This window comes from Paractinoplanes ferrugineus (assembly GCF_016862195.1).
Lineage (GTDB): Bacteria > Actinomycetota > Actinomycetes > Mycobacteriales > Micromonosporaceae > Actinoplanes > Actinoplanes ferrugineus.
Genome location: NZ_BOMM01000030.1, coordinates 14,830 through 29,235 on the forward strand (window position 1 = coordinate 14,830; position 14,406 = coordinate 29,235).

Sequence of the window (14,406 nt, forward strand, 5' to 3'; positions counted from 1 at the left end):
GTCAGCTCTCGTGCACCTCGAGGTAGCCGGCAGGGACCGTCGCGGTCAGCCAGACACCGTTCTCGCTGCGGTGGAAAACGTGCCCGGCCTCGACCATCTCGGCCGCGGCGACCGCCAGGACGGCCACTTCGGCCGAGCGGCGCCCACCGACGACGAGCGCGGTGGGAATGTCCATCGAGAGGTGTACGTGGTGACGGCTGCGCGGCCGCAGCCCCTCCCGGCGGATCGAGTCGAGGTTGGACGCCGGCGTTCCGTGGAAGAGGATCGCGGGCGGGTCGGCGGGCGGGAGGTCGAGGTCGACCACGACTCGCCGGGAATGCCCCTGGCTCGCCCGGATCCAGTCGCTGCCGTCGTCCCGACGGGCGATGGCGAATCGGGACTTGTCGTTGTTCTCGACGATCATGTCGAGTTCGGCGCGGGTCAGGCTCAGCGCCGTCAGCAGATCGGCGACCGGCACCCAGCCGTTCGCGTCGAGCGTCAGGCCGGCGGTTTCCGGCCGGTGCCGAAGGACCATCGAAATCCGGCGGCTGGCCCGCACCTGTTCGCGGGTCAAAGCGGTCATTGAATCAACTCCATGACGGCAAGGTAATAGGGGCGGTCCTTGTCGTCGACCGATTTCAAGCGCCAGCGGGTGCCGTCCAACAGCGACTCCAGCTCGGCCGGCGAGCAGTTCAGGTAGTCGAACCATTCGGTGGCCAGCAGCCGGTAACGCAGCCTCAGCCGCAACTGTCCGCCGAGCCGGTCGCGTTCCCGGTTGCGCCGGTGATAGGCGACGTGCACCGGGTCGGTGGTGCCGTAGGGGTCGGTGCCCTGCGCCACGATGCGCGCACCCGGACTGGCCAGCCGAGCCAGTGCGTCGAGCAGCACCGGGGCGCGCTCCCGACTCTCGATCAGGCCGAGGTTGTTGCCGAGCAGCAGGAACGTGTCGTAACGGGTGGTGGCGCCGGCGGCGTACGCGTCGACCGTCGTCACCACCGTGTCGCGCAGGCCGCGCCGCCGGGCGACCTCGATCGCCCCCGGCGAGGTGTCCAGGCCGGTCACCGCGACGCCGCGGCGCTGAAGCTCGACCGCCACCCGGCCCGCGCCGGTGCCGATGTCGAGCACCTGGCCGCGGCAGAGCTTCATCGCGCGCCGATCGTGCGGCTGCCAGTGTTTCGGCTCGTTGAGGTAATGATCTGCGGGCGCGCCGTTGATCAGGCCGTCGTCCCGTTCGATCACCTCGATGACCGGTCGGGGCACTCGGCCCCCGGCCAGCGGTCGCGGTCCGACCCCGGTGCGCACCGCGTACGCATCCCGGATCATCTCGCCGAAGACGTCCCCGATCGGCGGCTGCTCCATGGTCACTACTCTTGGCTCATGCCGACGCTGGAGCAACTCGGTTCTGAGAAGTACGTCCTGCTGACCACTTTCCGCCGTGACGGGCGCGCCGTGCCGACCCCGATCTGGGTGATGCCCGACGGCGACGGTGTGGCGTTCTGGACCGTCCGCGACAGCGGGAAGGTCAAGCGAATCCGTAACAGCGGGCGGGTCACCATCACCGCCTGTGACATGCGCGGCAACCCGCGGGGTGAGTCGGTCGAAGCGACCGCCCGGCTTGGTGGCGACGATGACATGAAGCGCGTCAGTCGAGCGTTGACCAAGAAGTATGGCCTGCTCGGGCGGATGACGCTGCTCGGTAGCCGGCTACGCGGCGGCAGCGCCCGTACCGTGATCGTGCTGGCGTCCTAGAAGACGAAGAAGGGGCGATCGCCTTCCCCAGCGCTCGCCCCTTGCAACGATTATCGTCCTCGATCGACCGAAGGTCCGTTCAGTCGCCCTGACGCTGCGTGGGAATCTGCCCCTGCAGCAAGGCACGAACCTCCGACTCCCGGTAGCGGCGGTGGCCGCCCAGCGTGCGGATTGCACTGAGCTTGCCGGCCTTCGCCCACCGGGTGACGGTCTTCGGGTCGACGCGGAACATCGACGCCACCTCGGCCGGGGTTAGTAGCGGCTCAGGATCATGCGTACGCGATGCCATCGGTCACTCCTCCACAGGTACCTATAGACATCGGCCGGGGTCCCGCCGGCCGGTGCGTCTCTCATGGTCCGGCTAGTCCCCGATGTCCGACATGGGCCGAACGGACGAACGTCCCCCAATTAACGGATGAAGCATGCCCGATTTTTCCGTGTTTTCTACGCCAGATAGTGCCGCGTTTAGTCCGATTATCACGCTTCGCCTATCAGTGATTACGAAGAGTGTTCACTTCGGGAGCGTTCCCACGGCCCTGCCGACAGGTCGCGAATCCTGCCTGTCTGTCCCGTTTTTCCTGCTCAGTTGCACCGCTCGAGGAGCTGCACGGCACGCCACCGCTCGACGAGCTTCTCGTAGGCCGACGAGGCCGCGTCAGCGTCTCCGCGGGAGAGGGCAGAAAGTCCGGCTGCTACCAATCCGGGCGAATCGTCCTCGCCGAGAACGTCGTCCGGAAGGAGGTTGACGAGACCGCCGTAATCGAGCTCGACGATCGACCGCGGGTGGAACTCCTCCAACCAGCGCGTGCCCTCCTCGACCGCCTCGGTGATCGGCGCGTCCCCCAGCGATTTGCGCAGCACCGACACGGCGCGGTGGGCCCGACGGCGGGCCTTGGAGATCTCGGTGCGGTAGCGCAGGGTGCGCCGGCCCGGCTCGAGCGAGATCTCCCGCTCCTCCAGATCGACGAAGACGAACCAGCGCAGCGGCACACCCCAGGTGGCGATCTGCTCGTGGACCCGCGGCACGCCGTGCTCGAGAACCTTGGCGCCGCTGCGCCAGTCCTCCACGATCGCGCGGGCCTGACCGGCCAGCACCGGGGGCACGAAGGCGTCGGCCAGCACGCTTGGCACCCCGTCGCGGGCGTTCAGCGCCGCCTCGGCGACCCGCAGGCGCAGGTTCCACGGGCAGACCAGCAGGGTGTCGCCGGTCTCCATCACGTACGCCTCGTCGGGCAGGTCGGGCAGTCGGGTCCAGCCCGCCCCGAGCGCCTCGAGCACGGCGGTGCGCTGCTTGACCGGGCCGTCGACCGGCCCGAGGGCGCGACCTTCCCGGGCGTACCGGCGCCAGAAGACCTGACGGTCGCGGTCGAAGGCGGTCAGCGGTTCAAAAACCCGTAGGTACGACGCGAACAGTGACGGCACGGCGCGATCCTTTCACGAATCCGGCGTCATGGAACTTCCCGCGCGGACGTAATCCCGACGCCGAGCCCACCCGCGGTGGAAAACCCCGGAGAAAACCCGAAGAGGGGAACCCCTACTAGGCTCGCAATGTCCGGCACACCCCGTCGGGCACCCCGGCCTCACAAGGGTCACTTCCGAGGATCAGGAGATCAACGATGGGCGTGTTCGACACCGACGGCACCGACGCCAGCGGGCACGAACAAGTCGTGTTCTGCCAGGACCGGCAGACCGGCCTGAAGGCGATCATCGGCATCTATTCCACCGCGCTGGGCCCGGCGCTCGGCGGGACCCGCTTCTACCCGTACGCCAGTGAGGCCGCCGCCCTCGCCGACGTGCTGAAGCTGTCCCGAGGGATGGCCTACAAGAACGCTCTGGCCGGTCTCGACCTCGGCGGCGGCAAGGCGGTCATCTGGGGTGACCCGGCCCGGGCCAAGTCCGAGGGCCTGCTCCGGGCGTACGGACGGTTCGTCGAGTCGCTCGCCGGCCGTTACTACACCGCCTGCGACGTCGGCACCTACGTGCCGGACATGGACGTCATCGCCCGCGAGACCCGCTACGTCACCGGCCGCAGCGTCGAGCACGGTGGCGCCGGCGACTCCTCCGTCCTCACCGCCTGGGGCGTCTTCCAGGGCATGCGCGCCGCCGCCGAGCACGCCTGGGGCGCGCCGACGCTGGCCGGCCGTACGGTCGGCATCGCGGGTCTCGGCAAGGTCGGCAAATATCTGGCCGGCCACCTCGTCGAGGACGGCGCGACCGTGGTCGCCACCGACGTCAACGAGGCGGCCCTGGCCTGGGCCCGGAACACCCACCCGCAGATCCGGCTGGTAGCCGACACGCACGAGCTGATCACGTCCGACATCGACGTGTACGCCCCCTGCGCGCTCGGTGGTGCCCTCGACGACGACACCGTCCCGATCCTGCGGGCGAAGGTGGTCGCGGGCGGGGCGAACAATCAGCTGGCTCACCCGGGTATCGAGAAGAGCCTCGCCGAGCGCGGCATCCTCTACACGCCGGACTACGTGGTGAACGCCGGCGGCGTGATCCAGGTGGCCGACGAGATCGAGGGCTTCAACTTCGAGCGGGCCAAGTTGCGGGCCACCGGCATCTTCGAGACCACCAGCCGCATCCTCCGGCTCGCCGACGACGAGGGAGTTTCCCCCGCCGTGGCCGCCGACCGGCTGGCCGAACAGCGGATGGCGGAGGTCGGCCGACTGCGCTCCATCTACCTCGGCTGAGCGTGGTTTGTGACGAGCCGCGCGTTCCGGAGAGGAAAACCGCGACGCGCGGCAGTGTCACACGCAACCCGAGGTGCCGAAGGAGGCATCGCCCATGTACCGTAAGACCCACGAGAGATGCCTGACGTCATCGGGGCCCGCCTTCGGGCTGCCCCGAATTCTGTGCGAGGGGGTCGAGCCATGGGGCGCGGCCGTGCTAAGGCCAAGCAGACGAAGGTGGCCCGGGAGCTGAAGTATCACTCCCCGAACACCGACCTCACCGCCTTGCAGCGCGAACTGGCTGGTGCCAGTGGTAAGTCCGACCGTCATTTCGACGACGACAGCAGTGAGATCGTCGACGACGACGAGGACGATGCGGACGACGACCAGGACACCTGGTCGCCAACAAGGCGCTGACCCGTATTGCACAGAGCACGCGGCTAGCCGCGTGCTTCCGTGTGTCCTGGTCACATTTCCCACGTTCGACGATCACTTAAGCCCACGCGGGCTGGGGCCCGCGTGGGCTTAAGTCCGCACTTTCTGCTCACCAGCTCCAAAGGGTGATCGCCCGCGGGGCGGAGCAGCATCAGCGCGGGCGGTTGTTCCAGTTGTAGAACGTCGGGATGTTCTCGAAGTGGTTCCAGGCGCACACCGCGGAACCGTCTTCGGCAGGTGTCGCTTCGGCGCGCCTCGCGCGGGCTGCCTCCGCCTCCTCGATGAGGGCGGCCAGGCCGGTTCGGGTGTCGTGCACCCGCGCCGTCACCGGATCGACTCCTACCACGTCCTCAGACGGCCGTGGGCTGGTGATCTCGGGCATGGTCCAGCACTCCCTCCAGTAGGCGAATCTTGCTGTTGCGGCAGTGGTCGGTCTCGGTCACGTCGAACCGGCCACGCTCGAAGTAGCGGTTGGCCGCGTGGGCGCCCCCGCAGAAGCCGAAATAGGGGCAGGCGGCTCGGCATTTCTCCACGCCGCGCAGGAACTCGGCGATCCACGGCGTCTCGGTCGCCCGGCCCAGGATCTCGCCCAGCGGCGTACGCAGCACGTTGCCACTGGAGAAATCGCCGTAGCGGAGATCGTGGAAGCCGGCCAACTCGGGCGAGAGGAGCACCACCGAGCCGTCGTGGGCCACCGTGGGGATCGGGTCGAGCCGGCGCGGCAACAGGTCGTCGGCGACCCCGTCGAGCACCGCCGCCGCGTAGCGCAGTGACCACTCCACCTCACGCAGGTGGATGCGCGGGTCGCGGCGCCAGGCGGTGACCAGCTCGGCCCAGAAGGCGGTCACGTCGGCCGGGTCGTGCCGGTTGAGCCGGGTGTTGACGCCCTCGCGTTCCTCGACGTTGATGCCGAGCACCTCGCAGCCCAGCGACAGGAAGTAGGCGTACAACTCGGCGGCCACACCCGGCCGCGGGTCGCCCACCACGCACAGGGCCGAGAACGGGATCTCGTGCCGGTGGAGCGCTTCGACGCCCCGCATGATCCGGTCATATGCCGGCTTGCCACCCCGGGTGACCCGCTCGCCGTTGCGCGCCGCCGGCCCGTCGACGCTCACGCTGACCCGCATCCGGTGCTCGCTGAAGAAGCGGCACCAGGCGTCGTCGATCAGGGTGGCGTTGGTCTGCACGTGGTGCTCCACGCCGGCGCCGAACGGTGCCAGCAGGGCGGCCAGGTGGTCCCGGCCGGCGGCCAAGGGCTCTCCGCCGTGCCACACGACCGAGAACCGGCCGGCCTGGGCGAACTCGCGCACGGAAGCGGCGACGGCCGCGGCCACCTCGACCGGCATCCGCTTGTCGGCGGCCCGGAACGGGAGATAACAGTAGGAGCAGTCAAGATTGCACAGCGTGGTGGGCTGCATCACGACATAGGTCGGGACGGTCGTGATGCCGCGCATCCCACTCCAGGCCATTGTCATGCTGTGCACCCCCGTCCGCCCACGGAGTCAGGCTAGGCCGAGTGGTCCACCCCCGGGAAGCGAAGATCCGCATGCCCGAACAAATCGATGCATGCGGATCGACTCACATTTATGTCCCAGCCCGGTCAGCCCCGGGTGTACTGGCCCATCATCTGCACCTCGCCGGTACCCTCGATGACCTCGCCGACCTGCCACGCCTCGACGCCGCGGCCGGTCAGATAGGCCATCGCACGGTCGGCGTCGTCGGAGGAGACGATCGCGAACATGCCCACGCCCATGTTGAACGTGGCTTCCATCTCGTGGTCCTCGATCCGGCCCTTGGCCTGGATGAGGTCGAAGATCGGCTGCGGCCGCCAGGTCGAGCGGTCGACCACCGCGTCGGCGTTCGCCGGCAGGATGCGGTTGAGGTTGCCGGGGATGCCACCACCGGTCACGTGCGAGAACGCGCGGACCTCGGTCTCCTCGATCAGGCCCAGGCAGTCCTTGGCGTAGATCTTGGTGGGGGTGAGTAGTTCCTCGCCCAGGGTGCGCTGCGAGCCGAAGTCGTCGACCACCGAGTCGAGCCGCATGCGACCGGCGCCGAGCAGGACGTGCCGCACCAGCGAGTAGCCGTTGGAGTGCAGGCCGGACGAGCGCATCGCGATCACCGCGTCACCCACCTCGACCCGGTCCCGGCTGAGGATCTCGCTCTCCTCGACCACACCCACACCGGTGGCGGAGACGTCGTACTCATCCGGGCGCAGCACGCCGGGGTGCTCGGCCGTCTCCCCGCCCAGCAGCGCGCAGCCCGCGTAGCGGCAGCCGTCCGCGATGCCGGCGCCGATCTCGGCGACCTTGTCCGGCACGACCTCACCGCAGGCGATGTAGTCGAGCAGGAACAGCGGCTCGGCGCCGCAGGCCACCAGGTCGTCGACGACCATGGCGACCAGGTCGATGCCGATCGTGTCGTGGATGTCGAGCTGCTGCGCGATCACCAGTTTGGTGCCGACGCCATCAGTCGACGAGGCCAGGATCGGGCTCTTGTATTTCGCCGTGTTCAGCCGGAACAGGCCGGAGAAGCCACCGAGATCACCCATCACCTCGGGCCGGGTGGTCTTCTTCACCTTCGACTTGAGCAGCTCCACCGCGCGGTCGCCGGCCTCGATCGAGACACCGGCCTCCGCGTAGGTGACCGAACGCTTACGAGCACCACGGCCGGCGCCGGCCGTCCACGGCCGGCGGTCGCCTTCGGCGCCGTTGGATCCGGCACTGTTGCGCTCGGACACGTGCGTCACGGTTCTCCCCTTATTTCGTCAAGATCACGGGTGCTGCAGGGCGTTGCTGCCGCCCGGGCTGCCGACCAGGCGGTCCGCGGCGCGGTCGTCGTACTCGTCTTCGAGCTCGGCAACGGCGGCGGTGGTGGCCGCGTCGTCGGCGGACGGCATGGACGCCCGCTTACCGACCCCTTCGAGAAGGTGCTTGCCGATCAGGTTGCCGGCCGGCAGCTCGATCGGGTACTGACCGTCGAAGCAGGCCATGCAGAGCCGCGACTTCGGCTGCTCGGTCGACTGGACCAAGCCGTCGAGGGAAACATAACCCAGGGAGTCGGCCCCGATCGAGCGGCGGATGCCGTCGATCTCGAGTCCGTTGGCCACCAGTTCGGCCCGGGTGGCGAAGTCGATGCCGTAGAAACACGGCCACTTCACCGGCGGGGACGAGATGCGGACGTGCACCTCGAGCGCGCCGGCCTCGCGGAGCATGCGCACGAGAGCGCGCTGGGTGTTGCCGCGGACGATCGAGTCGTCCACCACGACCAGCCGCTTGCCTCGGACGACTTCGCGCAGCGGGTTGAGCTTGAGCCGGATGCCGAGCTGCCGGATCGTCTGCGACGGCTGGATGAAGGTGCGACCGACGTACGCGTTCTTGGTCAGGCCGGCGCTGTAGGGAATGCCGGACGCCTCGGCGTAACCGATCGCGGCCGGGGTGCCCGACTCCGGCACCGGGATGACCAGGTCGGCCTCGACCGGATGCTCCTTGGCGAGCCGCCGGCCGATCTCGACACGCGCCGAGTACATGTTGCGGCCGGCGATCGTCGTGTCGGGGCGGGCGAGGTAGACGTACTCGAAAAGACAGCCCTTGGGTTCCGGCGACGCGAACCGGGTGGAGCGCAGGCCGTGCTCGTCGACGGCGAGCATCTCACCCGGCTCGACCTCGCGGACGAAGCTGGCGCCGACGATGTCCAGGGCCGCGGTCTCGCTGGCGATCACCCAGCCGCGTTCCATCCGGCCGAGCACCAGGGGGCGTACACCCTGGGGGTCGCGTGCCGCGTACAGCGTGTTCTCGTCCATGAAGACGAAGCTGAAGGCGCCCCGCAGGCGCGGAAGCACCTCGAGCGCCGCGGCCTCGACCGAAAGGTCGGGGCGACTCGCGAGAAGAGTCGTCACGAGGGCGGTGTCGGAGGTGGCGCTGTCGACCTCGAGGCCCCGCTCGGCGACCTCGCGGGACAGGTCGGCGGTGTTCACCAAGTTGCCGTTGTGGGCCAGCGCGATCGTCGTGCCGGCCGTGGTGGCGCGGATCGTCGGCTGCGCGTTTTCCCAGTTGGACCCACCGGTGGTGGAGTAACGGGTGTGACCGATCGCCAGGTGGCCGCGCAGGCTCGCCAGGGTCGGCTCGTCGAAGACCTGGGAGACCAGGCCGAGATCCTTGTAGACCACCACGCCCGAGCCGTCACTCACCGCGATGCCAGCAGCCTCCTGGCCGCGGTGCTGGAGTGCGAAAAGCCCGAAATACGTAAGTTTTGCGACCTCTTCCTCCGGAGCCCAGACACCGAAGACGCCGCAGGCATCCTGGGGGCCGCGCTCCTGGGGGTCGAGATCGTCGGTCAACCGGCCGTCGCCTCGGGGCACCTGTCGCTCCCTGCTCGTTTGAACCTGCCGTGCACGTTGAACCTGCTGCTCCGACCGCCAAGTGTACGCGAGGCGACGGAAAGCGGCCCCGCTCGCGACCGCTTACTCTGCGCTTCGGGGCGGGTACAGCGGCAAGTACTCGGTGAGGTCGGTTCGGATGCCACTTGCCCGGAGACGTCCGTCACTCAGCGCATTCGCCCAGCTCACACGCTCCGTGGCGATGAGTACCCAGGTGACCGGATCCGTTTCGACCACATTGGGCGGTGTCCCACGCGTATGCCTGGGACCGGGAACACACTGAATCGCACCGAAAGGCGGAATCCGGACCTCAACCGAACGGCCAGGTGCCCGTCGGGACAACTCGGCCAGCAGTGCTCGCACAGCGTCACGCAGCACCGGGCGCTCAGGTTCGACACCCCGGTCCAGCGCGTCCAAGGCCTGTTCCACGGACTCGGATCTATTGTGCGCAGGGGACATGCCCGGACAATACGACCCGCTATGACGAGATTGGTACGCGCCCCTGGGTCGCGCGATGGACGTGCGACAAGGCATAGTGGCCGACGGTGTTTTAGTCGCGGGAAGTAACCGGCACTCTAGATAGTCCGGGAAGTGACCGCGCAACCGGAAGGGCGGTGGACGTGACAACGCACCTACGAGCCCGAGGGGCCCAGGCCGGTGCGTTACTGGCGGTGGTCCTCGGCGGAATCGTCGTCGCACCCGCGGTGGCGCTGGCCGACGAACCCGAGGTTCAGATCACGAGCCTCCCAACCGACGTGGTCTCCGGCGGCATCGTTCAGGTCGGCTTCCGCGTCCGCAACACCAACCAGGGCGCCCCCAACCAGTTCCCGGCGAACATCAAGGTCAACGGCATGTCCTGCGCCGACCCGGTGTGCAGCCAGATCGCCCCGGTGAGCGCGGACGGGACCGACTTCAGCGTGAAGCTGAAGGCCCCGACCGTCGATGCGGGCGCCGTCAAGAGCGTCACCATCTCGGTAAGTGCCACGATCGGCAACGACACCGGCACCGCCAACCAGCCCGTCAACGTCAAGGGGCCGGACAAGCCGCAGACCGTCACGTCCGTAGTCGGCAAGGTGAAGGGATCCGACGGCAAGGCCATCTCCGGCGCCGCGGTCGCCATGAAGGACAACGGCGGCCATGCATATCAGACAACGACCAATGGATCCGGCGGTTACTCGTTCAACGCCACCGATTCGCGGCCGATCACCCCGGGCAACATCTCGGTCGGCGCGCTGAAGGACGGCTTCAATGCCGCCACCGTGGACGTCCAGGCGGCGGCCGGTAAGAGCGTCAATGTGCCGCTGACCCTGAAGGCGCTCGAGGCCTCCGCCTCGGCCAGCCCGTCCCCCTCCGCGTCGACCGCGACCAGCACGGCCGCGACCGACGACGAGGAGGAGGCGCCGGTCCCCGGCAACAGCACGGCGGCCGACGCCGACACCAAGAAGACCTCGTCCGACTCGGACAGCGGTTCCGGCTCGATGCTCTTCATCATCATCGGTGGCCTGCTCGTCGCGGCCGGCATCGGCGCGATCGTGCTGGTGCTGATGCGCCGCCGGAACAACGGCGAGGACGGCGGGCCGGACGACGACCCGACCGCGATGCCCAGCGGCGCCGGCGGTGCGGTTCCGCCGAGCCAGGGCCGGTTCAACGAGGCGACCCGGCTCGACTCGCCGATGGCCGCCGTCAACCCGGCCGCGGCCACGATGGTGACGCCGCTCGGCTCCTCACCGATGGCCGACGCGCCGACGATGCTCCACCGCCCGGTCGAGGACGAGTTCCCCGACCCGTACGGTGCGCCGCCCCAGCAGCCGGGCGTCCAGTACGGTGCGGCCGGTTACGACCAGGGCCAGTACGGCGCCGCCCAGCAGCAGTACGGTGCGGCCGACCACGGCTACGGCGCCCCGCAGCAGCCCCCGTACGGCGGGGCCAACAGCACGTACGGTGCGGCGGCCGCGCCGGCCGGTGGACAGCAGCGCTACGACGAGCCGACCGGGATGTACCGTCCCGAGCCCGGCGCGTACGACGACTACGACCAGGCTGCCCCGGGCCAGTACGGCGGCACTCCCGCCGGTCAGTACGGCGACCAGCAGCAATACGGCGGCGGCCAGCCGGCGTACGGCGGCAGTGGCTACGAGCAGGGGGCCTGGGACGACGCCAGCGGCTACGGCCCGCAGCAGAGCCCGGGCCAGCAGTACGACGGCGGTTACGACGACCACCAGCCCGGCTACGGCGCTCCCACGACCGGCTATGCCGACCAGGGCGCTCCGACCGGCTACGCCGACCAGGGTGGTCAATACCCGGCCGGTGCCGGTGGTGGCCAGCATTACGGCGGCCAGGGCGGCCAGTACGCCCCCGGCCAGCCGTACGGCGGCTACGAGCCGGTCGACCAGCCTCCGGTCGGCCAACCCCCGGTCGGTCAGCCTCAGGGCGGTCAGCCCGCTCAGGGTCAGTACGGCGGCTACGGCGAGCAGCCCGGCTACGAGCAGCCCGGCGGCTACGACGAGCAGAACCGCCACGGCGACCGGCGCCCGCAGGAGCCCTCGCACCCGGGACAGCGTCGCTCGCTCGACTGGATGGACAACTAGAACGACGAGATGCGGTCCGCATCTCCCTTGTACCAAGAACCAGCAAAGCCGGTCAGCGAGGACGCTGACCGGCTTTGCTGTCTAGGTGCTTATCAGTCCTCGTCGGCGGCCGGCGTGATCTCCAGCGTCACCGACCGCACCGGCTCCGCACCGGTCGACTGCGCGGCCGACCGGTCACCGGACCGCCCGGCCAGCTCGGCGACCCCACCGAACAGCTTCGGCAGCGTCGACGACCAGGCCTCGCGCAGCTCGGCCAGCGGAATCTCGAACTGGTCGTGCACGTCGAGCACCGGCTCGGCGGTGGTCGCGCCGATCGGGGCACACGGCACGCCGTAGTCGGCGGCGAGCGCCACGAACGCCTTGTCGTGCCCGCGCGGCACCGCGACGATCGCCCGGCTCGCCGACTCGCTGAAGAGCTGGACGAACGCGCCGTTGCCGTCGTCCGGCAGGGTGATGCGGGCGCCGACCTCGCGCCGCAGGCAGCTCTCGACGAGCGCCTGGGCGAGACCACCGTCGGAGAGATCGTGCGCGGCGCTGACGTGGCCGGCCCGCGAGGCCCGCGACATCAGCGCACCCAGCCGCTGCTCGTTCACCAGCTCGATCTTCGGCGGCCGCCCGCCGAGGTGGCCGTGGGTGACCCACGCCCACTCCGAACCGGAGAGCTCGCAGGTCGTCTCGCCGAGCAGGAAGAGCAGGTCACCCTCGCCGGTCGTCGGGAAAAAGCCCATCGGCACGCGGCGGGACACGTCGTCGAAGATGCCGAGCACGCCGACCACCGGGGTCGGGTGGATCGCCGCCGCTCCGGTCTGGTTGTAGAAGCTGACGTTGCCGCCGGTGACCGGGGTGCCGAGCAGCTGGCAGCCGTCGGCCAGGCCACGCACGGCCTCGGCGAACTGCCACATGACGGCCGGGTCCTCGGGCGAGCCGAAGTTGAGGCAGTCGGTGACCGCGACCGGCTCGGCACCGGTGACCGCGACGTTACGGAACGCCTCGGCCAGTGCGAGCTTCGCACCCTCGTACGGGTCCAGGCGGGCGAAGCGGCCGTTGCCATCGACCGACAGCGCCACCCCGAGCCCGGTCTCCTCGTCGATACGCAGCACACCGGAGTCTTCCGGCTGCGCCAGCACCGTGTTGCCGAGGACGTACCGGTCGTACTGCTCGGTCACCCAGGTCTTGTCGCACAGGTTCGGCGACGCGGCCATCCGCAGCACGGTCTCGCGCAGCTCGTCGCCGGTGCTCGGCCGCGGCAGCGTCTCGGCCCGGTCGGCCTGCAGCAGGATGAGGTCGGCGGGCTCGCGGATCGGCCGGGCATAGACCGGGCCGTCGTCGGCGAGCGAGCCGGGCGGGACGTCGACCACGACGTGGTCGTTCCAGGTGATCACCAGGCGGCCCGGGGCCCCGTCTTCCTGCGCCGGGGTGACCTCGCCGATCGCGGTGGCCCAGACGCCCCACTTCTTGGCCACGGCCAGCACGGCGTCGAGGTTTTCCGGGGTGACGATCAGGAGCATGCGCTCCTGCGACTCGCTGGCCAGGATCTCGGTCGGCGACATGGACGCCTCACGCAGCGGCACCCGCTCGAGCCACACCCGCATGCCGGTGCCGGCCGCGGCCGCGGTCTCGGTGAGCGCGCAGGTCAGACCGGCGCCACCGAGGTCCTGGATGCCGGCGACGAGGCCGGCGTCGTACAGCTCGAGGCAGCTCTCGATGAGCAGTTTCTCCATGAAGGGGTCGCCGACCTGCACCGACGGGCGACGCTGCTCGGCCTCGTCGTCGAAGGTCGCGGAGGCGAGCACCGACACACCGCCGATGCCGTCGCGACCGGTCCGGGCACCGAGCAGCACGACGATGTTGCCGACGCCGGCCGCTTCCTTGTGCTGGAGCCGCGAGACCGGCAGCACGCCGATGCTCAGCGCGTTGACCAGTGGGTTGCCCTGGTAGGTCGGGTCGAAGACGATCTCGCCGCCGATGTTGGGCAGGCCCAGGCAGTTACCGTAGCCACCGATGCCGGCCACCACGCCGGGCAGCACCCGGGCGGTGTCGGGGTGGTCGGCCGCACCGAAGCGCAGCGGGTCCATCACCGCGATCGGCCGGGCACCCATGGCCAGGATGTCGCGGACGATGCCGCCGACTCCGGTGGCCGCGCCCTGGTAGGGCTCGACGAAGCTGGGGTGGTTGTGCGATTCGACCTTGAAGGTGACCGCGAGGTCGTCGGAGATCTGCACGACGCCCGCGTTTTCCCCGATGCCCGCCAGCATCCGGGTGTTCTGCGGGACCTTCTCGCCGAACTGGCGCAGGTGCACCTTGCTCGACTTGTAGGAGCAGTGCTCGCTCCACATGATCGAGTACATCGCGAGCTCGGAGGCCGTGGGCCGGCGGCCCAGGATCTGCCGGATGCGCTCGTACTCGTCGTCCTTGAGCCCCAGGTCGGCGTGTGGCTGCAATTCGTTCGCCGTCTGGTAGGCACGCTCCACAGTGTCGGGAGCGCCGGCGAACTCGTTGATCAGAACGTCGGTCGCGGCGAAGCCGCTCGACTTCTTCTCAGTCGGCGCCACCGCCGCACCGCTGGTGACCGTGTCCGGCTGCGAGGTCATTAGTGGTGTCCCCC

14 protein-coding genes are annotated in these 14,406 nt (G+C 69.4%); 4 read left to right on the forward strand and 10 right to left on the reverse strand.

Going from position 1 to position 14,406, the window contains the following annotated elements; genetic code table 11:
* Position 1: 1 nt before the first annotated feature.
* Together Afe05nite_RS17460 and Afe05nite_RS17465 are read right to left on the reverse strand one after the other, a co-directional pair.
* Complete coding sequence (locus Afe05nite_RS17460) at positions 2-562, reverse strand: RNA 2'-phosphotransferase (RefSeq protein ID WP_203818183.1); 561 nt, start codon at positions 560-562, stop codon at positions 2-4.
* On the reverse strand, positions 559-1,338 hold the full coding sequence (locus Afe05nite_RS17465) for a class I SAM-dependent methyltransferase (protein WP_203818184.1): 780 nt from the start codon (positions 1,336-1,338) through the stop codon (positions 559-561). Before Afe05nite_RS17465 ends, Afe05nite_RS17460 begins: the two co-directional genes overlap by 4 nt.
* Before the next feature lie 18 nt (positions 1,339-1,356).
* Between Afe05nite_RS17465 and Afe05nite_RS17470 the strand changes: the two genes are divergently transcribed.
* Positions 1,357-1,728, forward strand: a complete 372-nt coding sequence (locus tag Afe05nite_RS17470; RefSeq protein WP_203818185.1) for a PPOX class F420-dependent oxidoreductase — start codon at positions 1,357-1,359, stop codon at positions 1,726-1,728.
* Between the two features lie 79 nt (positions 1,729-1,807).
* Here Afe05nite_RS17470 and Afe05nite_RS17475 read toward each other — a convergent pair whose 3' ends face one another.
* Positions 1,808-2,017, reverse strand: a complete 210-nt coding sequence (locus Afe05nite_RS17475) for a BldC family transcriptional regulator (protein ID WP_014687221.1) — start codon at positions 2,015-2,017, stop codon at positions 1,808-1,810.
* Positions 2,018-2,310: 293 nt separating this feature from the next.
* Positions 2,311-3,150: a DUF8083 family protein gene (locus Afe05nite_RS17480; protein ID WP_203818186.1), complete on the reverse strand. Its 840-nt coding sequence runs from the start codon at positions 3,148-3,150 to the stop codon at positions 2,311-2,313.
* 194 nt (positions 3,151-3,344) lie between these two features.
* On the opposite strand from Afe05nite_RS17480, the gene Afe05nite_RS17485 reads away from it, so the two are divergent.
* A complete protein-coding gene (locus Afe05nite_RS17485; RefSeq protein ID WP_203818187.1) occupies positions 3,345-4,424 on the forward strand; it encodes a Glu/Leu/Phe/Val family dehydrogenase in 1,080 nt (359 codons plus the stop codon).
* Between the two features lie 180 nt (positions 4,425-4,604).
* On the forward strand, positions 4,605-4,820 hold the full coding sequence (locus tag Afe05nite_RS17490) for a DUF3073 domain-containing protein (protein WP_203818188.1): 216 nt from the start codon (positions 4,605-4,607) through the stop codon (positions 4,818-4,820).
* Between the two features lie 169 nt (positions 4,821-4,989).
* Here Afe05nite_RS17490 and amcA read toward each other — a convergent pair whose 3' ends face one another.
* The 5 genes from amcA to Afe05nite_RS17515 form a co-directional block, all read right to left on the reverse strand.
* Complete coding sequence (gene amcA, locus Afe05nite_RS17495) at positions 4,990-5,220, reverse strand: multiple cyclophane-containing RiPP AmcA (protein ID WP_203818189.1); 231 nt, start codon at positions 5,218-5,220, stop codon at positions 4,990-4,992.
* Positions 5,189-6,292 carry a cyclophane-forming radical SAM peptide maturase AmcB gene (amcB, locus tag Afe05nite_RS17500; protein WP_203818211.1) on the reverse strand — a complete coding sequence of 368 codons (1,104 nt, stop codon included), beginning with the start codon at positions 6,290-6,292 and terminating at the stop codon, positions 5,189-5,191. The genes amcA and amcB overlap by 32 nt, the downstream gene beginning before the upstream one ends.
* Positions 6,293-6,438: 146 nt before the next feature.
* Positions 6,439-7,587, reverse strand: coding sequence for a phosphoribosylformylglycinamidine cyclo-ligase (gene purM / locus Afe05nite_RS17505; protein ID WP_203818190.1), 1,149 nt, complete (start codon positions 7,585-7,587; stop codon positions 6,439-6,441).
* A gap of 24 nt (positions 7,588-7,611) precedes the next feature.
* Complete coding sequence (purF, locus tag Afe05nite_RS17510; protein ID WP_203818191.1) at positions 7,612-9,198, reverse strand: amidophosphoribosyltransferase; 1,587 nt, start codon at positions 9,196-9,198, stop codon at positions 7,612-7,614.
* Positions 9,199-9,300: 102 nt separating this feature from the next.
* Positions 9,301-9,675, reverse strand: coding sequence for a sterol carrier family protein (locus tag Afe05nite_RS17515; protein WP_203818192.1), 375 nt, complete (start codon positions 9,673-9,675; stop codon positions 9,301-9,303).
* Between the two features lie 161 nt (positions 9,676-9,836).
* On the opposite strand from Afe05nite_RS17515, the gene Afe05nite_RS17520 reads away from it, so the two are divergent.
* Positions 9,837-11,801: a carboxypeptidase regulatory-like domain-containing protein gene (locus Afe05nite_RS17520; protein ID WP_203818193.1), complete on the forward strand. Its 1,965-nt coding sequence runs from the start codon at positions 9,837-9,839 to the stop codon at positions 11,799-11,801.
* A gap of 92 nt (positions 11,802-11,893) precedes the next feature.
* On the opposite strand, the gene purL is transcribed toward Afe05nite_RS17520, so the two are convergent.
* Positions 11,894-14,392, reverse strand: coding sequence for a phosphoribosylformylglycinamidine synthase subunit PurL (gene purL / locus Afe05nite_RS17525; protein WP_239117916.1), 2,499 nt, complete (start codon positions 14,390-14,392; stop codon positions 11,894-11,896).
* Positions 14,393-14,406: the final 14 nt, after the last annotated feature.